The organism is Arthrobacter sp. U41, assembly GCF_007679325.1.
In the GTDB taxonomy this organism is placed as follows: domain Bacteria; phylum Actinomycetota; class Actinomycetes; order Actinomycetales; family Micrococcaceae; genus Arthrobacter.
Window position 1 is genome coordinate 1,559,252 of the sequence record NZ_VEGI01000001.1, and the last position, 25,011, is coordinate 1,584,262.

General features: G+C 65.9%; 24 protein-coding genes. 15 read left to right on the plus strand and 9 right to left on the minus strand.

Translation table 11 applies throughout. The features are described from left to right. Nucleotides 1–69: 69 nt before the first annotated feature. From FS787_RS07285 to FS787_RS07305, 5 genes are all read right to left on the minus strand, one after another. On the minus strand, nt 70–861 hold the full coding sequence (locus FS787_RS07285; protein WP_144671522.1) for an NAD(P)-binding domain-containing protein: 792 nt from the start codon (nt 859–861) through the stop codon (nt 70–72). A 13-nt stretch (nt 862–874) separates the two neighbouring features. After that, nucleotides 875–1,513, minus strand: coding sequence for a methyltransferase (locus tag FS787_RS07290; protein ID WP_144671523.1), 639 nt, complete (start codon nt 1,511–1,513; stop codon nt 875–877). 32 nt (nt 1,514–1,545) lie between these two features. After that, a complete protein-coding gene (locus FS787_RS07295) occupies nt 1,546–2,547 on the minus strand; it encodes a tripartite tricarboxylate transporter substrate binding protein (RefSeq protein ID WP_144671524.1) in 1,002 nt (333 codons plus the stop codon). A 63-nt stretch (nt 2,548–2,610) separates the two neighbouring features. Beyond that, a complete protein-coding gene (locus FS787_RS07300; protein WP_144671525.1) occupies nt 2,611–4,113 on the minus strand; it encodes a tripartite tricarboxylate transporter permease in 1,503 nt (500 codons plus the stop codon). Nucleotides 4,114–4,115: 2 nt separating this feature from the next. Next, complete coding sequence (locus FS787_RS07305) at nt 4,116–4,619, minus strand: tripartite tricarboxylate transporter TctB family protein (RefSeq protein ID WP_144671526.1); 504 nt, start codon at nt 4,617–4,619, stop codon at nt 4,116–4,118. Nucleotides 4,620–4,738: 119 nt separating this feature from the next. Between FS787_RS07305 and FS787_RS07310 the strand changes: the two genes are divergently transcribed. Both FS787_RS07310 and FS787_RS07315 read left to right on the plus strand, forming a co-directional pair. Next, complete coding sequence (locus FS787_RS07310) at nt 4,739–5,539, plus strand: IclR family transcriptional regulator (protein ID WP_144671527.1); 801 nt, start codon at nt 4,739–4,741, stop codon at nt 5,537–5,539. Nucleotides 5,540–5,895: 356 nt separating this feature from the next. Then, on the plus strand, nt 5,896–6,099 hold the full coding sequence (locus FS787_RS07315; RefSeq protein WP_144671528.1) for a hypothetical protein: 204 nt from the start codon (nt 5,896–5,898) through the stop codon (nt 6,097–6,099). An 82-nt stretch (nt 6,100–6,181) separates the two neighbouring features. Here FS787_RS07315 and FS787_RS07320 read toward each other — a convergent pair whose 3' ends face one another. The 3 genes from FS787_RS07320 to FS787_RS07330 form a co-directional block, all read right to left on the minus strand. After that, on the minus strand, nt 6,182–7,153 hold the full coding sequence (locus FS787_RS07320; RefSeq protein WP_144671529.1) for a GGDEF domain-containing protein: 972 nt from the start codon (nt 7,151–7,153) through the stop codon (nt 6,182–6,184). After that, nucleotides 7,150–7,977, minus strand: a complete 828-nt coding sequence (locus FS787_RS07325; RefSeq protein WP_186329104.1) for an alpha/beta fold hydrolase — start codon at nt 7,975–7,977, stop codon at nt 7,150–7,152. Before FS787_RS07325 ends, FS787_RS07320 begins: the two co-directional genes overlap by 4 nt. Before the next feature lie 190 nt (nt 7,978–8,167). After that, nucleotides 8,168–8,971: a GPP34 family phosphoprotein gene (locus tag FS787_RS07330; RefSeq protein ID WP_144671530.1), complete on the minus strand. Its 804-nt coding sequence runs from the start codon at nt 8,969–8,971 to the stop codon at nt 8,168–8,170. Between the two features lie 160 nt (nt 8,972–9,131). On the opposite strand from FS787_RS07330, the gene FS787_RS07335 reads away from it, so the two are divergent. From FS787_RS07335 to FS787_RS07385, 11 genes are all read left to right on the plus strand, one after another. Further along, a complete protein-coding gene (locus FS787_RS07335) occupies nt 9,132–9,836 on the plus strand; it encodes a GntR family transcriptional regulator (RefSeq protein ID WP_144671531.1) in 705 nt (234 codons plus the stop codon). Between the two features lie 129 nt (nt 9,837–9,965). After that, nucleotides 9,966–10,943: a tripartite tricarboxylate transporter substrate binding protein gene (locus FS787_RS07340; RefSeq protein WP_260982435.1), complete on the plus strand. Its 978-nt coding sequence runs from the start codon at nt 9,966–9,968 to the stop codon at nt 10,941–10,943. Between the two features lie 2 nt (nt 10,944–10,945). After that, a complete protein-coding gene (locus tag FS787_RS07345) occupies nt 10,946–11,491 on the plus strand; it encodes a tripartite tricarboxylate transporter TctB family protein (RefSeq protein ID WP_144671532.1) in 546 nt (181 codons plus the stop codon). Nucleotides 11,492–11,501: 10 nt separating this feature from the next. Continuing rightward, nucleotides 11,502–13,004: a tripartite tricarboxylate transporter permease gene (locus FS787_RS07350; protein ID WP_144671533.1), complete on the plus strand. Its 1,503-nt coding sequence runs from the start codon at nt 11,502–11,504 to the stop codon at nt 13,002–13,004. After that, complete coding sequence (locus FS787_RS07355; protein ID WP_144671534.1) at nt 12,997–13,965, plus strand: sugar phosphate isomerase/epimerase; 969 nt, start codon at nt 12,997–12,999, stop codon at nt 13,963–13,965. Before FS787_RS07350 ends, FS787_RS07355 begins: the two co-directional genes overlap by 8 nt. Further along, nucleotides 13,962–15,683: a dihydroxyacetone kinase family protein gene (locus tag FS787_RS07360; RefSeq protein WP_144671535.1), complete on the plus strand. Its 1,722-nt coding sequence runs from the start codon at nt 13,962–13,964 to the stop codon at nt 15,681–15,683. Before FS787_RS07355 ends, FS787_RS07360 begins: the two co-directional genes overlap by 4 nt. Then, on the plus strand, nt 15,676–16,158 hold the full coding sequence (locus tag FS787_RS07365; RefSeq protein WP_144671536.1) for a ribose-5-phosphate isomerase: 483 nt from the start codon (nt 15,676–15,678) through the stop codon (nt 16,156–16,158). Before FS787_RS07360 ends, FS787_RS07365 begins: the two co-directional genes overlap by 8 nt. Then, a complete protein-coding gene (locus tag FS787_RS07370; protein ID WP_144671537.1) occupies nt 16,155–17,162 on the plus strand; it encodes a 4-hydroxythreonine-4-phosphate dehydrogenase PdxA in 1,008 nt (335 codons plus the stop codon). Before FS787_RS07365 ends, FS787_RS07370 begins: the two co-directional genes overlap by 4 nt. Before the next feature lies 1 nt (nt 17,163). Beyond that, the gene (locus tag FS787_RS07375) at nt 17,164–17,946 is read left to right on the plus strand and encodes a triose-phosphate isomerase family protein (protein ID WP_144671538.1); all 783 of its coding nucleotides are present in this window, start codon (nt 17,164–17,166) and stop codon (nt 17,944–17,946) included. Further along, on the plus strand, nt 17,943–18,896 hold the full coding sequence (locus FS787_RS07380) for a threonine/serine dehydratase (protein WP_144671539.1): 954 nt from the start codon (nt 17,943–17,945) through the stop codon (nt 18,894–18,896). Before FS787_RS07375 ends, FS787_RS07380 begins: the two co-directional genes overlap by 4 nt. A gap of 514 nt (nt 18,897–19,410) precedes the next feature. Then, nucleotides 19,411–21,564: a discoidin domain-containing protein gene (locus FS787_RS07385; protein ID WP_144671540.1), complete on the plus strand. Its 2,154-nt coding sequence runs from the start codon at nt 19,411–19,413 to the stop codon at nt 21,562–21,564. On the opposite strand, the gene FS787_RS07390 is transcribed toward FS787_RS07385, so the two are convergent. Then, nucleotides 21,565–22,236 carry a GntR family transcriptional regulator gene (locus FS787_RS07390; RefSeq protein ID WP_144671541.1) on the minus strand — a complete coding sequence of 224 codons (672 nt, stop codon included), beginning with the start codon at nt 22,234–22,236 and terminating at the stop codon, nt 21,565–21,567. A gap of 157 nt (nt 22,237–22,393) precedes the next feature. Between FS787_RS07390 and glyA the strand changes: the two genes are divergently transcribed. Together glyA and FS787_RS07400 are read left to right on the plus strand one after the other, a co-directional pair. After that, a complete protein-coding gene (gene glyA / locus FS787_RS07395; RefSeq protein WP_144671542.1) occupies nt 22,394–23,767 on the plus strand; it encodes a serine hydroxymethyltransferase in 1,374 nt (457 codons plus the stop codon). Continuing rightward, the gene (locus tag FS787_RS07400) at nt 23,764–24,984 is read left to right on the plus strand and encodes a sarcosine oxidase subunit beta family protein (RefSeq protein WP_144671543.1); all 1,221 of its coding nucleotides are present in this window, start codon (nt 23,764–23,766) and stop codon (nt 24,982–24,984) included. The genes glyA and FS787_RS07400 overlap by 4 nt, the downstream gene beginning before the upstream one ends. Nucleotides 24,985–25,011: the final 27 nt, after the last annotated feature.

Consider the following 25,011-nt stretch of genomic DNA (forward strand, 5'->3'; position numbering starts at 1 on the left):
GACTGAAAGACGCGTGCGGTGGGAAGGTTCCGCATTGATTCCTGTCCACGATTCTCCCTGACGCCGGGGTCAGCGCAAGGCCGGAGACGTCAGTTCGGCTTCCGCAGCGATGCGTGCCAGGGCTGCTGCCGAGGCCGTGGTCATTTCGGCTGGGACTGCGAGGTCGGAGGACAGGTAGGTGGCAGTGTCCTGCATTTCCTTGGACCGTCGCACGGCGTGCTTTGCCGTTCCGGTGAGGAACCGGTCGATGACCGCGTGCCCGTCACCAGCCAGCTGACCGGCGATCTGCCCGCGGATCCAGCCCTCGAGGCCGGCGGCGCGCCCGGCGGTGACGGCCTCGACAACCACCGATGCGAGGCCTTTCATCAGGACGCTGCGGAGGAGTTTGTGCGCCATGGCGGCCCCGGGTTCCCCTGCAGCGATTTCGACGTCGGCGCCCAACGGGGCCAAGAGGTCGGCGATCGCCTGGGATCCGGGTCCGCTGACCATCAACGGTGTCCGCGCTCCCTGAGTGGGAACGGGACCGAGGATGGCGACATCCACAAACGCTGCTTTGCTTGGGAGCTGCCCGAGTTCCCGCATGACATCCGGCGAGGAGGAGGTGAAGTCGGCGTAACAGCTGCCTTCCGGCATGACGGGCAGGCATTCCTGCGCGACGCTGCGGGCCGCGGCTGCCCCGGTGAGAACAAGGACCAGCTCCGCGCCAAGGCAGGCCTGGGCGGCGGTTGCCATCCGGGCCACTCCGGCCGGGGTGGACGGGGCAACGGGATCAAATCCCCTGACGCTGTGGCCTTCGGCGACGAGGGCCGCCGCATAGGTGGCCCCCGCTTCGCCGAGGCCGATGACGGTGCACGCTGTCATGGCTATTCTGTCCTTACTGGTTTTGGTGGCGGGCTGCGACGATGGCACGCCGGCGGTTGGTTTCATCGTCGAAGACGGCTTCGGCGGCGTCTGCCACGCTGGCTGCCTGCTCCCGGGGAATGACGACGATGCCATCGGAATCGCCGATGATGATGTCACCGGGCAGAACCGGGACGCCGCCGAAGGAGATCGGTGTTCCGAGGCGCGATGGACCGTTTTTGTAGGGCCCGGCAGGGGTGATGGCGCGGGCGAAGACCGGCATCCCGATCTCGCCGAGAGCTTCGGCGTCGCGGGCTGCTCCGTCGAGGGCGAACCCGGCAATGCCGAGGTTGATGGCACGTTCTCCAATGAGTTCGCCCAACAGGGCGCGGGATTCATCCCCGCCCCCGCAGACGACTATGACGTCCCCGGGACGGGCAAGCTCAAGTGCGCGGTGGATGCCTTGGTTGTCGCCCGGACGGGTCCAGACGGTGAAGGCCGGTCCGGCGAGGCGGGCGCCCGGCCAGATGGCCTGGATCGCAGAGTCCGCGACTCCGAGGCGGTCCATGGCGTCGCCGATATTGGCGGCTGGCAGTTTGGCGAGGCGGCCAATCACGTCCTGGCCGGGCCGGGAAAGCTCGGCGGTGATCGTGTCAAGCTCTGGAGAAGTCATGGTGGATCCTCTGAACGGCGTTTGCGGGATGGTTAGTCTGTTTTCTGAACCAGCGGGAGGACCTTCTTGAAGTCCTCTTCCTGTCCGGCCCAGAACTGCTTGTAAGCCTCGCCGGAGAGGTAGCTGGTCTGCAGGCCGAGGTCGTTCATCTTCTGGACGACCGCGGGGTCTTCGATGGCCTTCTGAAGGGCGGCTTCGAGCTTCTTGGCGACGGCATCCGGCAGCCCGGCCGGGGCAGAGTAGCCGCGGACGGTGCCGGCCTCAACTTCGTAGCCGGACTCCTTGAACGTGGGAACGTCCGGCAGCGACGGGGACCGCTCGGCGGTCATGACGCCCAGCACGCGGGCCTTGCCCTGCTTGGTCAGGTCGGTCACGTCGCTGACGTTGGCGACGAGGATGTCCACGTGCTTGCCGAGGAACGCTGTGGTTGCCTGCGAAGCGCCCTCGGAGAAGTGGACCGGCGCGAACTCGGCGCCGGTGGTTTCCTGGATCTGCGCCATCGCGAAGTGTTCCCCGGTCTGCAGACCGGTGGTGCTGGCGGTCATGGACTTCGGGTCGGCCTTGGCGGCGTCCAGGAGTTCCTTCAGCGTCTGGTAGGGGCTGTCGGGCTGTACGGCAATGACGGCGGGGTCGATGACCTGCCGGCCCAGCGGCTGGAAACTGTCGCGCGTGTACTTGGCGCCGCGGGCGGGGTCCAGGGGTGATACCACCACTGACGGGGAGCCGGTGGCGCCGATGGTGTAGCCGTCGGCCTTGGCACTGGTCAGCTGGGTGTAGCCGATCTGGCCACCGGCGCCGGGTTTGTTGATCACCTCAACGTTGGTCCCGAGCTCTTTCTCCAAGATGGGCTGGACGAGCCGTGCGGCGGTGTCCACTGCGCCACCCGGGGCGAAGGCCACGACGATCTCGACGGATTTGCCCTTTCTGGGGAAATCATTCGCGGCGGTGGTGGCGGCGCCGGCGTTGGCGCCGCAACCGGTGAGTGCGATGAGGCTTGCTGCGGCGAGAGCTGCGGCGATTCGTGTGCGGGTCAAGGTTCTTCTCCTTTGAAGGGTGAAACTGCTGATAGGTAGTGAATGACGGGGTGAACAGCTTGGTTACGTTTCGGGGTCTTCCATAAGCGCCTTGGGCTTGCGGAGCTTGAGCATCGGACTGCAGATGATCAGGACGCCGATGGCGATCAGCACCATGGAAATGGGGCGGTTGACGAAGATGCCGAAATCGCCCTGGGAGATTTCCAGGGATTCGCGCAGTGAGCGTTCCATCAGCGGTCCCAGGACGAGGGTGAGCACCATCGGTGCCAGCGGGATGTCGAGGTGCCTCAGGGCCAGGCCCAGGAGTCCGAATCCGATCATGACGAATACGTCGAAGACGCTGAAGTTGATTGTGTAGGCGCCGATGACCATGAACAGGAGAATCAGAGCGGTCAGGATCGACGGCGGCACGCGGAGGATGGAGGTCCAGAGGCCGACCAGCGGAACGTTCAGCAGCAGCAGCAGGAGGTTGCCGATGAACAGGCTGGCGATGATGGCCCACGCGATTTCGGAGTGTTCGGTGAACAGGGTCGGCCCCGGAGTGAGGCCCTGCTGGAGGAATGCTCCCATCAGAACGGCGATGGTGGGTGATGCCGGGATGCCGAGGGTGAAGAGCGGGATCAGTGCGGCGTTGGCATGGGAGTTGTTGGCTGTTTCCGGTCCGGCGACACCTTCAATGGCGCCCTTGCCCAGTTCGTTGCGGTGGCGTGAAAACTTCTTTTCGGCGCCGTACGCCAGCAGGGAGGACACGGAACCGGTCATGCCGGGGATGAGTCCAAGTCCGAAGCCGATGCCGGTGCCGCGGGCCATGGCGGGAGCGCTCCGGCGCCATTCCCTGGAAGTGGGAAGCAGGGAACGGAAATTCGGTGCATGCACCGTGGGCGTTGCGGCCCCTTTACGGTGGGAGAGAAGTTCGGAGAGCCCGAAGACGCCCACGATCACGGCGACGAAGCTGACTCCGTCCAGGAGCCGGTCCATGCCGAACGTGAACCGTGGTGCGCCGGCGACCGGGTCGATGCCTACCATGGCGATCAGCAGGCCCAGGGCGCCGGAGATGACTGCTTTCACCATGGACTTGCCGGCCAGCGCGACGAGGAGGGAGATGCCGACGACCATCAGGGCGAAGAATTCCGGTGGTCCGACGAGCAGGCCGAGTTCTCCGAGGGGTTTCGCGGCTGCGACCAGGCCCAGGGTGGCTATGGTTCCACCGACAAAGGATCCGACGGCTGCGATGGTCAGCGCCGCCCCCGCCTTGCCGATCTTTGTCATCGCGTAGCCGTCGATGGTGGTGATTGCAGAGGCAGCTTCACCGGGCGTGTTCAGCAGGACGCTGGTGATGGTTCCACCGTAGGCGGTGCCGTAGAAGATGGCGCACAGCATGATGATCGCGCCGGTCGCGTCCAGGTTCATTGTGAGGGGTATGAGCAGCGCGACGCCGGCGACGGGGCCGATTCCGGGCAGGACACCGATGATAGTGCCCAACAGACAGCCGATGAAGGCGAATATCAGGTTCTGCCAGGTCATGGCGGACGCGAAGCCGCCAAGCAGTTCGTTGAGTGTTTCCACGTCTAGAGTCCGATCAGGTTCAGCGGAGGGAAGGCCGAAACGGGAAGGGCTACGTTCAGGCCGTAGTTGAAGGCGTAGAACGCGCCGACGCTTCCGGCGAGGGCAATGATGAGCGAGGAAGTCCACGTCCTGCCGCTGCGCAGCTTCAGGTGGTACATGAGGAACAGGAACATGCTCAGCTGAAAGCCGAGCAGGTCCATGACTGCCGCGAGGATGGCCAGGCTGACTACTACGGCGATCACTAGCCCGCGGTCAACGCCTTCAGGTGTCTCGGTGGGGCGGCGCAGTTCTTGGAGCAGCCAGACGATGGACATCGAAACCAGCACGCCGCCCATGGCGAACGGAAACAATCCCGGCCCCGGCCCTAGCGACGTCCAGAGGCCCAGCTCAATCGAGTTGACCAGGACATAGACACCTACGGCGGCGAACACGCCGATGCCCACGAGTACAGACGGGGCCACGCGTGTGGTGCGCTCCGGCCTGGCTATAACTGACTTCGTTGTCATCGGTTCCTTCTTACGGTTCTAAAGTTCATTTCATACAGTGAAATAGTATTGCGCCTAGAGAAATAGTGACAGGAGACACATCGACTGTCAAGCGAAAGAAAATTACATACAATGAAAGGATGACCGCGCCCTCGACCCACTCAGCCAGCCCAGCCGACGACGGCCCGAAGGCGTCCAACATGAGGTCCCTGTCCAGGGCAATGGAGGTCTTCGCCGAACTGCAGCGGGCGGAGCGGCCTCAGCGGCTCAGCGATTTGGCTCGGACCTGCGGCATGAGCCTCCCTACGACCCTGCGGATCCTGAGGGTCCTCCAGGACTTTGGCATGGTCAGCCAGACAGATAAGTCGTACCGGATCGGTCCCGCCGTCCTCCCTGCCGCGCGCAGCTATTTGGAGAACGACCCGCTCGTTGTTGCCGCCCGCCCGGTCCTGCAGCAGGTGGCTTCGCAGACCGGGCAGACCGCGTCCCTCTACACCCGCCTTGGCTTTGAACGGATCCTGGTGGCACGGGTCGACGGCGAATCCCCCCTTCGATACGACCTGCCCTTGGGTAAACGGCTGCCCCTCACAGTGGGGGCGGCTGGCAAAATACTGGTGGCCTCAGCCTCCGAGGAGGAGTTGCAGCAGGTAGTTGCCGCGGCCATCGCGGCCGGTCACGAAAGCTCCGCTTTTACCGTCAAAGAGCTCCGTAGCAGGCTGCCCGAAGCCGGAGTCGACTACGCCTACTCGGCGGACGAACGCGCCACGGGCGTGCTGTCTGTCGCCGTCGCGGTCCCCAACAGGTCCGGCCAGCCGAGTGAATCGATCGCCCTGACCAGTCCCGTGGAGACAGCGACTGAACCCGCTCTCAAAGCCGCCGTTCCGGAACTGCGGCGCGCTGCAAACAGGCTCTCAGAGCTGCTGGAAGGCTCCGTCTACTAGGTACGACAGGCCCCCGCTCTCCACCCTTCTCGGCGCAAGCGTCCGGCCTGCTGTGACGAGTCTCACGGGCAAATAATCCGACATCAGCTTGAGACCGATCCGCCCCGCTGTGCACTATGGAAAGGCAGTGGGAGGGACGCCCAAGTCCCGCCACAGCAGCCACGGACCCTCCCGCGAAACAGCGGAACAGCGGGCCGGCGGCAACAGTTTTACCCATCCTGGTGGACGCAATGAGGCCAAACCGGTGAGCTCGCTGAGCTGCCCACGGTCCCGGAGCGTTCCCGGTTTGGTCCTACGGCGGCTCCGCATCGGTGCGGCGGCCGGACACCCGGATTCACGAATGGAAGCACTGAACAATGACGTTTGAAACTGCCACCTCTGTCACCCACAAGCTCTGGGACCGTGCCACGATGCACCACGAACTCGACGCCCTGGTCCACGACCTCTCGGTCCGGTACAACACCGCCAAGTCCAACATCGCGGTCCACGCCAGCGGCCCCGGCACCTTCACGCTCAGCCTGAACCACGGCGAGGCCAACCTCGAGACGGTCAACCTCTAGCACCACGCACCACCACGACGACGGCGGGAGCCTCCCGCCGCCGTCGTTTGCGTTTCAGGGCCTGCCGGCTACGACAGAGGGGTCAGCCCTCCGCCGCAGCCTGCCGCATCTCAGTCTTGACCCGGTACATGTCATGGTCGGCGGCTATCAGCAGGGCGCTGGCCAGTTCCCGGTGGCCGGCCGCATCGGCGTCCGACGGAACGGCCGTTTTCGCCGTGCCCACGGACAAACCCAGCCGGAGCTCGGTCGCCGCGACCGTGACGGCGTCCGCCAGGCAGGCCCGGACGCGTCCGGCCACGGCCTCGAGCTCCGCCGGGTCGTCCAGCCGGGGAATCAGGACCACAAACTCGTCCCCGCTGTACCGCGTGACGGTGTCCGCGTCCCGCACGGCCTGGGAGAGCATGCGCGCCACGTGTTCCAGGACCCGGTCCCCCGCCGCGTGGCCCAGGGTGTCGTTGACGTTCTTGAAGTTGTTGACATCGCAAAACAGCACACCCACGCCGTGCCGCCTCTCGCCGGCGCGCGCCAGGGCAGCCAGCAGGCTCTCCTCCAGCTGCCGCCGGTTGGGCAGGCCGGTCAGCGGGTCGTGCAGCGCCCGGTGGTGAGCCTCCTGCAGGAGCAGTGCACGCTCCGCTTCGGCGTCCTCAAGCCGCCGGTGCGCGCTGGCCAGCTCGCGCTCGTACCGCCGCCGCTCGGGAGCGGCAAAGAAGATCATCAGGTCCCGCGGCTCGGGGCCGTCCGCGGTGCGGGTGATCGAGAGCAGGACCGGCCGGCGCTGCCCGTCCGGCCCCAGCAGCTCCACGGAGAGCTCGCCAAGGTGGCCGTCCCGCTCCAGTTTCGGCCCGGCATGCGTGCGGTACATGAGCCGGTCGCCTGCCGGCAGGAGGTCCAGCAGCCGGGTCCCGTCCAGGCCGCCGTCCGCAACGCCGGTCCAGGCGCACATCGTGGCGTTCGCGGCCAGGATCGTTCCGTCGGTGCCGGCCACGATGTACCCTGCGGGTGCCCGGTGGAAGAGCTGCCCGTAGTCGACAGTCCCGGTGGTCCGCTGGCTCATGACGGCTTCAGGAACTCGAGGATGGCGGCGGCGGTTTCCTCCGGCGCGCTGCTTTGCGGGAAGTGGCCGGTGGCCGCAAGCCGGACCAGGGTGGCGTCGGGGAGCTTCGCGTGCAGGTACGTTCCCACGTGGTCCGGTGTGACGACGTCGTCGGTGCTTTGCAGGAGCAGCACGGGGACAGTGACACCGCCCAGCAGGTGCCGGACGTCGGAGAGGAACGCCACCCGGGCAAAGTCGCGGGCGACGCGGGGGCTGATCCGTCCGAAGCTGCCCTGGATTTCCTGGTCCAGCTCTGGGGCGTGCGGCGTGTTCATGTAGACGGGCGCCATCGACTCGGCCCAGACGACGTAGTTGGCGTCCAGGGATTCGAAGACGTCGTCAATGTCCTGGCGGGTGAATCCGCCCGTGTAGCCGTCTTCGGGGTGGTCGAGGTAGCTGGGCGAGGCGGTGACCAGGACCAGGCGGCCGAACCGGCGGCTTTCGTCCCGGACGGCGGCGCTGACGGCCATCATGGACCCGACGCTGTGGCCGATGAGGGTGGCATCCTCCAGCCCGAGTTCCGCGCAGACCTCCAGCAGGTCATCGACGTAGGCGTCCAGCCTGGAATAGGTATCCGAATCGTAGGCGGACTGGTCGGAGCCGCCGGACCCCACATGGTCCAGCAGGACCACCCGGTAGCGGTCGGTGAACCAGGGCAGGATTTTGTGCCACGTCATCTGGTCGGTGCCGAAGCCGTGGGCGAACACCAGGACCGGGGCATCCTCCGGCCCGGACACCTGAACGTTGTTTCGCGTTGCCGCACCCGCCGCCATCTGCCAACTCATTCCTTGATACTCAGCTGTTCGACGCCGCCGATAGGGTTCGACGGCGGACCCGCGCCGTCGCGCTTCCGGGTTGCCGTTGCGGAAATATCCGTTGGGCGCGTCTGCTGGCGCCGCGTTGCGTTGGGCCAGCCGGTTCTCATAGTAGTCCTGTGGAGCCGGCGGCCGGGGAGGCATCACCGCTCCGGCAACGTCAAAGGGTTGCTTCTTCTTCCTGTGCCAGCCTGACCATAAGTAGCTCGTCCTCCACCGCGCGGGACGGCCAATAGTCCTTGGCCAACTCACTTGCCCGGCCTCTGTCTGCTGTCGGGAAGAGCTTGCCGAACAGCCCGGCCGCCTGAAGCATTGCGATCAGCGCCGTGATCCTGGGGTCGGGCGCCGTGGAAACGGGCTTGGTATCAGGCTTGGCGGGCTCGACGTCGGGCGCCTCGGCAACGGGCTCGGCATCAGGCGTTGCTGCAGCGGGCGCCTCGGCATCAGGCGCCGCATCCGGCGTTGCTACGGCCGGCGCCTCGGCATCAGGCTTGGCGGGTTCAGGCGTCGCACCGTTCAGTGCTGCCTGGATCTTTTCCATAAGCGCTGCCTCCGGAGCGTGGTCCTTCTCCGGGTACCGCACGGTCCGGAACAGGCCCAGATGCCTTGCGCCGACATGTTCCACGATGCCCTGCGCAGCCATCCCCTCGTAGACTCGCTGCACTTCGGCGCGGCCCTCCAGCATGGAGACCCACTGCTTGGGTGTGTGCGGCCTGGACTTGCCACGGATGAGTTCCAGTTCGTGCTGAAAGTCCGTTTGCAGGGCGGCGCCGGTTGCCTTGATGTGCTTCCCCTGCAGCCCGATGGCACCGGTCAGCTCCAGTTCGGCCAGTATTGCCCCGGCCACAGTGGTTCTGAGTGCAAACACCGGCACTTCAGGTTTGCCGTCCTTGTCATTGGTCGCCAACAACAGGAAGGCCTGGGGAAGGCTCAGTTCCACCGGTTGAGGTGTTTCAGCATCCATAGGATCATGGTGGCCCAGTTGGGCCGTCACCACAATGAAGATTTGCAGGCGGGTCGCCAGTCTTTTCGGTGGCCTACCGTTCGCCACGACTGCTCGAGCACAGGAGAGAGGCTTTCCTACAGGATCTAGGAAAGCCTCCCGCGGGCGATAGAATCAGGCCATGAAGAAGTCATCCAGCACACCTCCGCTTGGTTTCTCGCGACGCATCCTCCGGGATGAGGTGTACGACTACATCGTTGATGTCCTGCTCGAAGGAGAGCTGGAACCCGGCTCTTCCCTGAACATCGACTCGCTCGCCCGCCAACTCGACGTCTCCCCCACCCCTGTGCGCGAGGCCCTGGTGCAGCTGGAGCACACCGGCCTCGTGCGGCGCGTTGCGCTGAAGGGTTACAAGGTTGCTCCGCCGCTCAGCGAAGAGCAGATGAAGGAACTCTTCGACGCCAGGGAGGTTGTGGAGGTCGCAGCGGTCCAGCGCGCCGCCGGGCACCTCGAGGCGCTGCTGCCTGCGCTGGCGGAGGCCCACGAACAGCATCGCCAGGCCGCAGAGCTGTTCCAGGGCATTGAGCCTGCCGGCCGGACTGCCGGCTACCGCAAGTACTTCGAGGCCGACTGGAACTTCCACGAAACCATCCTGCGCAACTGCGGAAACCGCTACCTGCACCAGATGGCCGAGTCCACCAGCACCCACACGCACCGCATGAGGCAGAGCGCCAGTGAAGGCTCGGACGACACCGCCCTGGCGCTGGCCGAGCACGAAGCCGTGCTGAAGGCCTTCCAGCGTGGCGACGTCCCGGCCGCTGCCCAAGCAATGGCGACCCACATCTCCAATGCCCGCACCCGGGCGCTCAAGAAAGACCAGCCGTAACTTTCAGCTCCCCACGCGACGACGCTTGCATCTCCGGCATGACCAATGTCACACTGATTCGTAGATCCAATAGGATCTTGGATCGAGTCCCTCCGGGGATCCGCTTTGGTTTGTCAAAGGAGATAAGAAGTGACGAAAGTATCCAAAGTTGTTGGCATTACCGGGATCTGCGCAGCAGGCCTGTTGGCCCTGACCGGGTGCGGAGCATCCACTGCAGGCGCAGCCCAGGGGCAGGCATTCACTCCCAAGGGTGACGTCACCATGGTGGTCCCCTTCGGAGCGGGCGGTGGCAGCGACCTTTCAGGGCGGGCTATCGCAGCCGGACTGGAGGACATCGCAGGCGTCAACATCAACACGGAAAACCGGGAGGGCGGATCCGGAGCTGTTGGCTACGCCAGCTTCCTGGCCCAGGACGGCAAGCCCGATCACCTGCTCGCCACCGAGACGGCGATGCTGGCGCTGCCCCTGACCCAGGACGTGCCCTTCACCTACGAGAGCTTCACTCCGATCATGAAGCTGGGCGATGACTACACGCTCCTGACGGTCAGCCCGGATTCGCCGCATAGGACCTGCGAAGACGTCGTCAAGGCAGCGGGCAGCGGCCGGGTAGTTGCCGCCGTCTCCGGCGCGACCAGCCTGGACCAGATCGTCTTCACCCTGATCGAGCAGGAGGAAGGCATCAAGTTCGACCGGGTTCCCTACGAATCCGGCAATGAGGTGGTTGCCGCTCTTCTGGGCGGCCAGGTGGACGTCATCTCCGTCAACCCCGGTGAGGTCCTTGGCCAGCTTGAGGCCGGCACCCTGAAGCCGCTGTGCGCCCTCGCAGACAAGCGCTATGAGCTTGAGGCCCTGAAGGACATTCCGACGGCATCCGAACAGGGAATTGACGTGTCGTTTGCGCAGTTCCGCGGATTCATCGCGCCGGGCAACATCACGGCCGAACAGAAGCAGTACTGGATTGATGCTGCCAAGAAGTTCGAACAGACCGACGGCTACAAGAAGTACATCGCGGACAACGTGCTGCAGCCCAACGCTGTCTACGGCGATGACTTCAAGACGTACCTGGCTGGCAACGCTGAAGACCTCGCCAAGGTGCTGGGCAAGTAACCATGCTCTCCGCTATCCAGAGATTTGTACCCAACGCGGTCATCATTGCCCTGGGAATCGGGGCCGCAGCAATGGGTGCCGGCTACGGCGTGCTGGGCGATGACGGCCGCGTAGGGCCGGGATTCCTTCCCACGGTTGCCGGCGCCTTGATGGCGTTCTTCGCGGCAGTGAACGTGCTGACGTCCGGGAGGAAACAAACGCCGACTCTGGACAGCGTGGTGGAGGAGCAGGTTCCCGGGTTCCATGACGGGGAAGCTTCCCTGGACCCGGCCGGGGACGGTGGCCTGGACATCCACGGCCGCACCCAGCGCCAGCGGGACAGGATGCTCTGGACCGTCATCGGCATTGTGCTCGCCACTGTCGCCCTGGTCCCGCTGCTCGGCTTTATGCTCGCCTTCGCCGCCATGCTCCTGGTGATCGCCGTCGTCGTCGAACGTCGCAAGATCATGCCTTCCGTGATGGTCAGTGTCGTCACACTCGCCGCGACGTACGCCATCTTCGTTTTGTTCCTCCGAGTGCCGCTGCCCCAGGGCATCCTCGGAATCTAGGAGAACTCAAATGCTGGACAATCTCATGCTCGGGTTCTCAACCGCGCTGACCTTCGAAAACCTGTTGTGGTGCTTCGTTGGCGTTCTGGTGGGCACAGTCATCGGTTTGATGCCCGGCCTCGGTTCGACAACGGGCATCGCCATCCTGATCCCCCTGACACTGGGCATGGAGCCGGTGACCGCCCTCATCATGCTCGCCGGCATCTACTACGGCGCCCAGTACGGCGGCACCATCACCTCCGTGCTGATCTCCACCCCCGGCGAAGCCGCCAGTGTGGTCACAACCCTGGACGGGTACCAGATGGCCCGGCAGGGACGGGCCGGTTCCGCCCTGGCCATCGCCGCCATCGGGTCCTTTATCGCCGCGATCATTTCACTGGCGCTGCTTATGGCGCTGGCGCCTCCGTTCGCCCAGTTCGCGTTGAACTTTGGCCCCGTGGAGAACCTCTCGATCATGATCCTGGGCCTGATCACGGTGGTGAGCTTCGCCGGCGGATCGATGTCCAAGGGCCTCATGATGGTCACCGCCGGGCTGCTCATCAGCACCGTGGGCATCGCGTCCGGGTTCAGCCAGGCGAGGTTCACGTTCGGCAACGTCAACCTGCTCGGCGGCATCCCGTTTGTTGAAGTCATGATCGGACTTTTCGCGGTTGGCGAGGTGCTGCACCAGATCCGTGTCGGTGCTGCCGCCCCCATCCGGGCGCGCTTCAAGGACATGGTCATCAGCCGCAAGGAACTCACCAATTCGATGCCGTCAATCTTCCGCGGCAGCTTCATTGGCTTCCTGCTCGGCTGCCTGCCCGGCGCCGGATCCACCTTGGCGTCGTTCCTGTCCTACGGGGTGGAGCGCAGGTTCTCCAGGAACAAGCACAACTTCGGCAAGGGCGCCATTGAAGGCGTGGCGTCACCGGAAAGCGCAAACAACGCCGCCGCCAACGCCAACTTCGTTCCCACCCTGGCGCTCGGCATCCCCGGTGGAGGCACCACCGCAGTACTCCTCGGCGCGTTCACCATCTACGGCCTCCAGCCGGGGCCGCTTCTCTTCGAACAGCAGCCCACCCTCGTCTGGGGACTACTCGTCTCGTTCTTCATCGGCAACGTCATGCTGCTGGTGCTGAACCTGCCGCTCGCGCCGGTGTTCGCCCAGATGCTTCGGATTCCTTACGCCTACCTCTACCCGATCATCATCCTCACCAGCCTCGTGGGCGCCTACTCCGTCAGCAACAACATGTTTAGCGTCTGGCTGGTGGTCATCTTCGGCCTCGTGGGCTTCTTCATGAAGGAACTCGACCTCCCGATCGCACCGCTGGTCCTGGGCGTGGTCCTCGGGCCCCTGCTCGAGAAGTCGCTCGTGCAGACCTCCGCCCTGGGCCAGGGAAACTTCATGATCATGTTCCAAAGCCAGATCTCCGTCTCAATCCTGTCGCTTGCACTCCTGCTCGCCGTGGGGCCCTGGCTTATCGGCCGCTTCAAGTCCACGCCTTCGGACGCAAAGGAACTTACCCATGTATGACAGCACCAACTGGCCCATCGCCGCAGCACTGCTGCAGTTCCCGGGCACCAAGCCGGACGGCACCTCGGTGCAGGACGAGCCGGCCGAGGGATGGGCACAGACCCTTCGCGAAGTACGGAACGTGGGGTTCGACGCCGTCGACCTCACCGACAGCTGGCTGAAACCCGCGGACCTGCCGGTCCACCGGCTGGCGGAGTTCAAAGACGTCCTCAGCGCCACCGGCCTGAGCACCCCAGTCCTGTCCATTGTGCGAACCAGTGTGGTGGATCCGGTGAACGGGGCGGCCAACTTCGACTACACGCTCCGCTCCATCGAAGCAGCCGCGGAACTCGGGGTTGGCACCCTGTCCCTGGGTCTCCACCAGCCGCTGACGCCGGCGCAGCGCCAGCGCCTGTGGTTCTGGACTGCGGAAGGCGCCGGAGATCCTCCCGGCGACGCCGACACCTGGCAACTGGCCGTGCAGCGCTTCCGGGAAATCGGAAGGAGGGCCGCCGACTACGGCATGCTGGTGTCCCTCGAACTCTACGAGGACACGTATCTGGGCACCGCCGACAGCGCGGTCCGCCTCATTGAGGACATCGGGCTGGCCAATGTCGGCATCAACCCCGACATCGGCAACCTCGTCCGGCTGCACCGGCCCATCGAGAGCTGGCAGGAGATCCTGCACAAGACCCTGCCCTACACGAACTACTGGCAGGTCAAGAACTACTTCCGGGACGAAAACCCGGACACCGGGTCCGTCACCTCAAGCCCGGCGCCGCTGGAACTGGGCTTCATCAACTACCGCCAGGCCATCCGCGAAGCACTCTCCGCAGGCTTCACCGGAGTGTTCTGCTGCGAACACTACGGCGGCGACGGGCTGGGTGTCAGTGCCATGAACCAGCGCTATCTCCGGACGCTGCTGGAATCCGCGCTGCAGGCGGGCAGCACCGTCCCCTACCTCAAGGAAAGAGTCTCATGACAGCCCTGCAGTCAGATGCGTCCACCTTCGCGGCGGACATGCTCACCGGGTTCGAGGCAGCCAACAGCCAGTACGTGAAAGCCGTCGACGGCGGCGTCGTGCGGTCCACCGTCATTCCAGACGGCCGGGTGGGCCTGGTGGTGGGCGGAGGATCCGGGCATTACCCCGCCTTCGCCGGTCTGGTGGGTCCGGGACTCGCCGCCGGCGCAGTCTGCGGCAATATCTTCGCTTCCCCCTCCGCCTCCCAGATCTCCCGCATCGCCCGGACCGTCCACCGCGGCGCCGGCGTCCTACTGGGATACGGGAACTACGCCGGCGACGTCCTGCACTTCGGCCTGGCCCAGGAACAGCTCCGCGCCGCGGGGATGGACGTCCGTTCGATTGCAGTGACGGACGACATCGCCAGCGCTCCCCAGGACGAACTCCATAAGCGCCGCGGCATCGCCGGGGACCTGACCGTTTTCAAGGTGGCCGGAGCCGCCGCCGAAGCCGGGCATACCCTGGACGACGTGGAACAGATCGCGGTCCGCGCCAACCACCGCACCCGGAGCCTGGGCGTCGCGTTCTCCGGCTGCACCCTGCCGGGCGCCACCAAACCGCTGTTCACAGTCCCCGAAGGCATGATGGCCGTGGGAATGGGCATCCATGGCGAGCCGGGCATTTCCGAGGCACCCCTGCCCACCGCCGATGAGCTGGCCACGCTCCTGGTCACCGCGCTGCTGCAGGACACGCCCGACAACCCGGGAAACCGCGTCGCGGTGCTCCTCAACGGTCTGGGCACGGTGAAGTACGACGAACTGTTCGTTCTCTTCGGCAAGATCAACGCCCTGCTGCAGGAAAACGGCTTGGAGGTGGTGCAGCCCGAATGCGGTGAACTGGTCACCAGCCTGGACATGTCCGGCGTCTCGCTCACCCTGTTCTGGTTGGACGACGACCTGGAATCACTCTGGGCGGCACCCGCCGACTCGCCCGCGTACCGCAAGGGCAGCATCAGCGCGGAACCGGACCTCGTGGTCCATCAAAAAGTGGACCTCGACGCCGGATCCCCCCTTGAGAGCGACGCCCTCATCTCCGCCGCGCCGATCGGTGTCCGCCTGTTCCGGGCAGTGGACGAACTCCTGACCGCGGCCGAACAGGAGCTCGGCGACCTCGATGCGGTGGCCGGAGACGGCGACCACGGCATCGGCATGCAGAGGGGCGCCCACGCGGCAGCGTGTGCCGCCGAGCACAGCGCGGCCCGCGGCGAGGGCCTCGCCGCCGTCACCCGCGCCGCCGGCGAAGCCTGGTCCGAACAAGCGGGCGGAACCTCCGGGGCCCTGTGGGGGGCCGCGATCTGCGCGGCCTCCGCATCCCTGCTGCGAACCTCAGTCTTGTCCCAGGACACTGCGCTGGCAGCCGTGGACGCCGCGCTCCTGGCCATGCAGTCACTCGGCAAGGCCGAACCCGGGGACAAGACAATGATTGACGCCTTCGTCCCGTTCGCCGACTCCCTCCGGGCCGGGCTCGCCGACGGGCTCAGCCTGGACCTCGCCTGGGAGAACGCGGCGGCCACGGCCACCGCCGCCGCGGCCGCAACGGCCGGGCTCAGGCCGAAGCTGGGCAGGGCCCGGCCGCTGGCCGAAAAGAGCCTGGGGCACCCCGACGCCGGTGCCGTATCCCTCGCGATGGTGGTCAGCACCATCGGCCACAGCATGATGAAGGAAGACACCCATGGATAAGAAACTGCAGACAACGAAACTGCGGATCGTCATCGGATCCGACGACGCCGGGCTCGAGTACAAGGAGGCGCTCAAAGCGGACCTGCTGGCCCATCCCCTGGTGGGCGAGGTGATCGACGTCGGCGTCACCGGAGCCGAATCCACCGACTACCCCCACATCGCCGTCGAGGCCGCCCACAAAATTGCCGACGGGCTGGCCGACCGGGGGCTGCTGATCTGCGGCACCGGCCTCGGCGTGGCCATCGCAGCGAACAAGGTCAAAGGCATCCGGGCAGGAACAGCGCACGACAGCTACTCGGTGGAGAGACTGGTACTGAGCAACAACGCGCAGATTCTGACCATGGGCCAACGCGTGGTGGGCCTGGAACTGGCCCGGCGCCTGACCTCTGAATGGCTCCATTACACTTTCAATCCCGCCTCCGCGTCCGCCGGCAAGGTCGACGCCATCTGCTCCTATGAGGAAGTAACCGCATGAACCCCACGTCCCCGCTCCCCCGCATCGCCCTGACCCTCGGCGACCCCGCCGGCGTCGGCCCGGAACTGGCCGTCAAGCTGCTGGCCAAACCCGAAACCACCCGGGTAGCCGAGGTCTATGTCCTTGCCGACGCGTCCGAGCTCGAAGCGGCAGCCAAGGCAGCCGGCGTCGAAATTCCGCTCAGCGACACCCCCAAGCCGGGGTTCGCGGTCCTCCTGGATGACAATTCGGCCCCGGCCGAGCCGATTCCGGCCAAGCAGGTGTCGCGGGAGGCCGGCGCCCGCACCCTCCACCAGCTCCAGCGGGCCATGGCCATGGCCAACGCCGGTGAGGTGGAAGCCATCCTCTTCACCCCGCTGAACAAGACCAGCCTCAAACTCGGCGGGATGACCGAGGAGGATGAACTGCGCTGGTTCGCGAAGGAACTGAGTTTTGAGGGCACCACCAGCGAACTCAACGTCCTGCCCGGGCTCTGGACCGCCCGGGTCACCTCCCACATCCCCATCAGCGAGGTGGCGGAACGCATCACCCCGGAAAACGTCCGCAACGCCATCCGGCTGCTGCACTCGGTGCTGTCCGACTCCGGACTCCAGGAGCCCCGCATCGCGGTCTGCGCCCTGAACCCGCACGCCGGCGAAAATGGAAACTTCGGCCGGGAGGAAATCGACCAGATCGCGCCGGGCATTAAGGAAGCCACCGCCGAGGGCATCAACGCCTCCGGGCCCTTCCCGTCCGACACGGTCTTCCTCGCCGCCAAGCGCGGGGACTTCGACGGGGTGGTGACGATGTACCACGACCAGGGCCAGATCGCGATGAAACTCATCGGGTTCGACCGGGGCGTCACCATCCAGGGTGGCCTGCCGATCGTCATCGCCACCCCCGCGCACGGCACGGCGTTCGACATCGTGGGGAAGAACATCGCCAACCTCGGGGCCACGGAACACGCGTTTGAACTGGCCGCAGCCATCGGTGCCCGGATCCGCGCGGCGAAGGTCGCCGTCTGACATGACCGCGAAGAGCATCACCCTCGGCATCAGCACCAAAATGTACCTGGGCTACCGCGAGTCCAAGGTGTGGCTTGGCGCCGTCACGTCCCTCGCCAAGGCCTGCGAGGCAGTGCAGACCGGGCAGGTGACGCTCTTCGTGGCTCCGACGTTCCCCATCCTCGAAACCACCCTGGAACTGGCACGCGGAACTCACCTCCAGGTGGCGGCGCAAAATGCCTCGGACCAGGATGCCGGCGCCCTGACAGGAGAAGTCAGTCCGGTGTTCCTGGCGGAGATGGGGGTGGGCCTGATCGAAATCGGTCATGCCGAGCGACGGCGTTATTTCGGCGAAAGCGATGGCCTGGTCGCAGCCAAAGTGGCCGCGGCCCAGCGCAACGGGCTCCAACCGCTGCTGTGCGTCGGAGAAACGGCCCGGGTTGCCCCCCGGGAGGCAGCCCGGGCCTGCCTGGAACAAATACGAACGGCAAACATCGACCCGGACGGGCCGAAACCGGTCATCGCCTACGAACCCGTATGGGCAATCGGCGCACCCCAACCCGCGGACCCGGACTACGTCTGCGCCGTCGCGGAGCACCTCAGGGAGGAACTGGATGCCGGGGCCACCCTGCTGTACGGCGGCAGCGCCGGGCCCGGGCTGCTCCCCAGGCTCTACCCCTATGTCGACGGACTGTTCCTGGGCAGGTTCGCCCACGACCCCCGCAACATCGCGCTGATCCTGGAAGAGGCAACCGCTCTCATCTCACGTGCAAACGCCCCCGACGTGCCAGGAGTCAGCCGATGATCACACGGGATGACGTTCTCGCCGCCGAGAAGCGGATCAGCCCGCATATTAGACGCACACCCTTGCTCCGCGGCGGCACGTACTCCGCGCCGCTGTGGCTCAAGTGCGAGTTCCTGCAACACACCGGGGTATTCAAAGCCCGGGGAGCCTTCAACCGCCAGCTTGCTGCGCTGGAGCGCGGCGAGTTGGACCCTGGTGTCGGCGTCGTCGCGGCCTCCGGCGGCAACGCCGGCCTGGCCAACGCGTACGCCGCGGCCGCATTGGGCGTCCAGGCTACGGTGTTCGTTCCCGCGAACGCTCCGCGCGTCAAGGTCGAACGGCTCCTCGCGTACAACGCGACCGTCCGGCAGGTCGGCACAGAGTACGTCGAGGCCTATGAGGCAGCACAGGAGTACGTCGCCCAAAGCGGCGCACTGTTCTGCCACGCCTACGACCAGCCCGAGATCGCGGCCGGCGCCGGCACCATCGCCGAGGAGATCCTCCGGGACGAGCCCGGCATCGACACGATCGTCGTCGCTGTCGGCGGAGGCGGTCTGTACGCGGGGCTGGCTGCGGCCGCGTCCGGGAGGGCGAAGATCGTCGCGGTAGAACTCGTCACGATCCCCACGCTGCACGCGGCGCTGGAGGCTGGCCGCCCGGTTGACGTGTCCGTTTCGGGTATCGCCGCCGATTCCCTCGGCGCGCGCCGTGTCGGCGACATCGCCTTCAGCATGGCCTCGAAGGAACCGCCCGTCTCCGTCCTGGTAGACGATGAAGCCATCATCGCCGCCCGGACACTCTTGTGGAGCGAGTACCGCATTCCCGCAGAATACGGGGCCGCGACCGCCTTCGCAGCACTCACCGCCGGCGCCTACGTGCCCCGGGAAAACGAACGTGTGGCCGTCATCATCTGCGGGGCCAACACCGATCCCTCCACGCTCGGCGCAGCGACCGGGTCTCCGCAAGCCTGAACCCCGGCGGGCCGCGCAGTCATTACGCGGTACACGGCAAACTTGGCCGGGTAGCCGAAGGCCCAAGGTCAGGTAGCGGGTACTCGTGCGCCCGGACGGGGCCCGCTCGTACCGTCGAAGTGTGCGTTCTTGTGACGCGTAACAGGAGGCCCGGGGGGGCTCCAGGGACTGCGTGGTTCCTTCCCTCCCGTTTACCGGTATCGGGGGGAGAAACAGTGAAGCATGCTGTTGCTGAGCGCCTGCCCTCGGCCCGGGAGCATGACGGTCGCATCCTACGCAGCCATCCCGGCCGCACCTCCTCATGGCCTCCACACACCGGCCCGTCGTCCAGCCCCGCCGTGTCCACATCTTCGGCGGACCCCTGTTCCGGACTTTGGTTTGACGCCTGTCCGCAGGCGCGCCGTCTGCCGTACCGGGCCGCACGCACCAGCAGCGAGTACCTCAAACCTAGGAGAGTTCCGTGACCTCTGAGCTACAGCCCAGAAAACCGAGGCGCGGCGGAAGGAAAACGCTGTTGGCGCTGGCCGGCCTCGTCACGACGGGAGTGATTTTCGGCGTCGTGGTGGTCCCCGGCGTGGCCGAACCCGGTCCGTTGCCGGCCGTCGACGGAACCATCCAGATTGATCTGGGCACGGCCGTCAACGAGTTCCCGGGCACCCGGGCCCTGGGCGCCGGTGTGGACGGTCTGGAGGAAGGCGAAATCGACAAGGTCTGGACCCCTTCGAACGTGCAGGCCATGAAGGCGGCCGGCTTCGGGCCCATCAGCTACCGGCTGCGCACCGAACTCGGCGTCAAGGCCTGGCACTGGAACCCGCGCGGGACCTGGAGCGACCCCGCTGCCGGGCAAGGGTACTGGGTTTCATCAGACGAACCCCGGGAAGATTACAAGGCATCCCAGGGGTACCGCCTTCCCCGCCGCGGGAACACCATCGACCAGGCAAAGAACGACGGCTATTCCCGGCTCACCGACGGAGACCCCACCACGTTCTGGAAAAGCAACCCGTACCTGGACTCGCACTTCACCGGAGAAGCGGACGACCTGAACCCGCAGTGGATCATGGCAGCCTTCCCGCATGCCTTCCCGATAGACACTCTGAAGTTCGACTGGGGTACACCGTTCGCGACAGGTTTCAAGGTGCAGTACTGGTCCGGCAAGGACGCCCACTTCCCGGTCGACGGCGGGAAGTGGATCGATTTCCCGCAAAGCTCACACCAGGGCACTGGTGGCACGCAGACCGTCCGGATCGCGCCCAAACCGATGGACGTGCAGTATCTGCGCGTCGTATTGACCAAGGATTCCAACACCGCGCCGGCGGGCTCCACGGATGTCCGTGACAAGCTGGGATTCGCCGTGCGCGAACTCTCCATCGGCCAGACCGTCGGCGGCCGGTTCGACGATCACGTCAGCCACCTGCCGTCGCAGGAGCAGACGGAGATGTGGACCTCCTCGACCGACCCCTGGCACCGCGCGAGCGACATCGACAAGCACTACGAGCACGCGAGCTTCGAGCGCCTCTTCGAAAGCGGCATCACCAACGGCCAGCCAATGATGGTGCCTGCGCCGGCTCTGTACGGCGTGCCGGAGGACACGGCCGCCCTGGTGCGCTATCTGAAAAAACGCGGCTACCCGGTGGAACGCGTCGAGATCGGCGAGGAACCGGACGGCCAGCTCGCCCAGCCCGAACACTACGGCTCGCTGTATCTGCAGATGGCCCGGGCGATGAAAGAGGTTGATCCCAACCTGGAGTTCGGCGGCCCGGGCTACCAGACCACGTTGCCGGAGTGGGTGCACTGGCCCGACGCAAACGGCGAGAGGTCCTGGACGGGCCGTTTTGTGTCCTACCTGCGTGACCGCAACGCGATGGAGGACTTCGATTTCTTCTCCTTCGAGTGGTACCCGTTCGACGACGTCTGCGCCGATCCGAGCGCGCCGCTTGCCGAGCACCCCAAGCTCCTGGCGGACCTGCTTGCCCGCCAGGAGAAGGCCGGCCTTCCCCCCGACATTCCCAAAGTGATCACCGAGTACGGCTACTCTTCCTTCGCCGGCCAGGTGGAAGTGGAGCTGCCCGGCGCCATGATCAACGCCGAAACCGCCGCCATGTTCCTGGCTCTGGGCGGCGAGACCAGCTACTACTACGGGCTGGAACCGAACTGGGTTTTCCAGGAAAAAGAAGGCAAGAAGTGCAACTCGTGGGGCAACCTGATGATGCTGCAGTTCTACGATGAGTGGAGGATCCGGCCGCTGGCGGCCTTCCAGGCGGCCCGGCTGGTGAACGAATACTGGGTGCAGGACGGGGACGGGCTCCACACCGTCCACGCCGCCACCAGCGACATCCACAATTCAAAGGGCGAGCCGCTGGTCACCGCCTACGCGCTCCGCCGGCCCGACGGCAGCCTGGGCGTGCTCCTGTTCAACAAGGACCCGGACCGGACCCTCAAGGTCCGTCTGATGCAAAAAACAGACGGCGCCCACGAGGTCATCGACGAACAGCTGAGGCTCGACCAGTACTCCGCCGAGCAGTACGACTGGCATTCCACCCAGGGCAAAGGCAACGGCGGCCACCCGGAACCCAACGAGCCGCCGGCCCCAAGCGTCATCAGCACCGGTGAGGCCGCCACCATCACCCTGCCGCCGCACAGCATCTCCGTGGCCGTGACGCAGCCCTGATCAGAGAACCTTGCGGACGGATTCCTCGAAGCTGACCACATGGTGCAGGGCGAGTTCGGCCGCACGGTCCTCGTCGCCGTCGGCAATCGCGGTCAGCAGCTCCACGTGCTCCACGATGTGGCCGCTCACTGAGGGCACCTTGTCCAGGACCAGGCACCAGATGCGGGTGGCCAGGTTGTCGTAGCGGATCAGGGTGTCTTCGAGGTGCGGGTTGGCGGCAGCTTTGTAGATCAGCCGGTGCACGGTCAGGTCGTACCGCATGAGGTCGCGCGAGCCGCCCGGTCCGGGATCCAGCTGCGCGATGGTGTCGGCGACGTGCATCAGTTCGCGGCGCATGGCGTCGCTGGCACGGCCGGCAGCGCGGCGTGCGGCCAGCGGCTCCAGGAGTTCCCGGATCTCCGAGACGTCGGCCAGTTCAGTGAAGTCCACACTGGTGGCGAAGGTACCCCGGCGCGGGTAGGAAACCACCAGGTGGTCCACCTCCAGCCGCTTGATCGCCTCGCGCACCGGAGTCCGGCCGAAGCCGAGCTCGGCGGCCAGCTGCCCGTCGTTGATGGGCTCGCCCGGCCGGATCTCAAGCATGATCAGCTTGTCGCGCAGCTGCCGGTAGGCGGCCTCCGCCTGGGACAGCGCCTGGTCCTCGGCGAGGGGCAGGGCAGGAAGTGCGTTCAAGGCACCACTCCGTTCTGTGCTGCTCAGTGTCCGGTCCCAACCGGGAGCTCCGTGCCACTTTGCGTCCGGCTATTGACTCTGTTGTGACCTCGATCATAGCATTGACCTCACACTGATATATCAGTCACCGCAATAGTGGTATTTCAAAGGAGCATCCGTGGTTGAGCAGTTGAACGAGCGACTTTCCGCAGTCGATCCCGAGGTCCAGCAGGCCATTGCCCGTGAGCTGGGCCGCCAGCAGTCAACGCTGGAAATGATTGCCTCGGAGAATTTCGCCCCCGCGGCGGTCATGGAGGCGCAGGGCTCGGTCCTGACGAACAAGTACGCCGAGGGCTACCCCGGCAAGCGCTACTACGGCGGCTGCGAGCACGTGGACGTGGTGGAGCAGCTGGCCATCGACCGGGTCAAGGCCCTCTTCGGCGCAGAATTCGCCAACGTCCAGCCGCACTCCGGCGCCCAGGCCAATGCCGCCGCCATGTTCGCCCTGCTGGACCCGGGCGACACCATCATGGGACTGGACCTGGCGCACGGCGGCCACCTTACCCACGGGATGCGCATCAACTTCTCCGGCAAGCTCTACAACGTGGTCCCGTACCACGTGCGGGAATCGGACTTCCGGGTGGACATGGCCGAGGTCGAGGCACTGGCCCTGGAACACCGCCCGCGGCTGATCGTGGCAGGCTGGTCCGCGTACTCCCGCCACCTCGATTTCGCCGAGTTCCGCCGGATCGCCGACCTGGTGGGCGCTTATCTCATGGTGGACATGGCGCACTTCGCTGGCCTGGTGGCCGCGGGGCTGCACCCCAACCCGGTGCCCTACGCCGACATCGTCACCACCACCACGCACAAGACCCTCGGCGGCCCGCGCGGCGGAGTCATCCTCGCCCGGGAGGAGTACGCCAAGAAGATCAACTCTGCCGTGTTCCCCGGCCAGCAGGGCGGCCCGCTGGAGCATGTCATCGCCGCCAAGGCCGTGGCGTTCAAGCTGGCCGGAACCCCGGAATTCAAGGAACGCCAGGAACGCGTCCTGCAGGGATCCAAGCTGCTGGCCGAACGGCTCCTCCGCGACGATGTGGCCGCGGCCGGCATCTCCGTGGTGAACGGCGGCACCGACGTGCACCTGGTCCTGGTGGACCTGCGCAACTCAAAGCTGGACGGTCAGCAGGCCGAAGACGCCCTGCATCGGGTGGGCATCACGGTCAACCGGAACGCCGTTCCGTTCGACCCCCGCCCGCCGATGGTGTCCTCCGGACTGCGGATCGGCACCCCGGCCCTGGCCACCCGGGGCTTCGGCGCGGTGGAATTCGCCGAGGTCGCGGACATCATCGCGACGGCGCTGATCGCCGCTTCCGCCGTTGCCGGCACGCACAGCGGAACCGTGGGCGCGTCCCTCAGCGACGACACCGCCGTCGGGCTCCGCGCCCGGGTCACCGCCCTGGCCGACCAGTTTCCCCTTTACCCGCATCTTTCCCAGAACGACGGCGCCCAGATCGCCGCGTTCGAATCAGACATGATCGGAGCAGCCCAGTGAGCACGCACCAGCTCCCGGAACACCCGGATTTCCTTTGGCGGAACCCCGAACCCAAGTCCTCCTACGACGCCGTCATTGTCGGCGGCGGCGGGCACGGCCTGGCGACGGCGTACTTCCTGGCCAAGAATCACGGAATGACCAACATCGCCGTTCTGGAAAAGGGCTGGCTGGCCGGCGGCAACATGGCCCGGAACACCACCATCATCCGTTCCAACTACCTCTGGGACGAGAGCGCAGCCATCTACGAGCACGCCCTGAAGCTCTGGGAAATCCTGCCCGAGGAGCTGGAATACGACTTCCTGTTCAGCCAGCGCGGCGTCATGAACCTCGCCCACACCCTGGGCGACGTCCGGGAAAGCATCCGCCGTGTGGGGGCGAACAAGCTCAACGGCGTGGACGCCGAGTGGCTGGACCCGCAACAGGTGAAGGAACTGTGCCCCATCCTGAACATCAGCGACAACATCCGGTACCCCGTGATGGGCGCCACGTACCAGCCCCGTGCCGGCATCGCCAAGCACGACCACGTCGCCTGGGCGTTCGCCCGCAAGTGCGATGAATTGGGCGTGGACATCATCCAGAACTGCGAAGTCACCGGCTTCGTCAAGGACGGCAACCGCGTGGTGGGCGTCAAGACCAACCGGGGCAACATCAACACCGAAAAGGTGGGGCTCTGCGCCGCCGGCCACAGCTCGGTCCTGGCGGAAATGGCCGGTTTCCGGCTCCCCATCCAGTCCCACCCGCTTCAGGCGCTGGTGTCCGAACTTCACGAACCGGTCCACCCCACGGTGGTCATGTCCAACCACGTCCACGTCTACGTCTCCCAGGCCCACAAGGGCGAACTGGTCATGGGCGCCGGCGTCGATTCCTACAACGGCTACGGCCAGCGCGGCTCGTTCCATGTGATCGAGCACCAGATGGCGGCCGCCGTCGAACTCTTCCCCATCTTCGCCCGGGCCCATGTGCTCCGGACCTGGGGCGGGATCGTGGACACCACGCTGGACGCCTCCCCCATCGTCGGCACGTCCCCGGTGGACAACATGTTCGTGAACTGCGGCTGGGGAACCGGCGGCTTCAAGGCCACCCCGGCCGCCGGACTCACCTTCGCCCACACCATCGCCACCGGAACCCCGCACAAGCTGAACAAGCCGTTTGCGCTGGAACGCTTCGAAACCGGAGCCCTGATCGACGAACACGGCGCCGCCGCCGTCGCCCACTAGCCGCCGTCCACTAGAAAGAAGACGCAC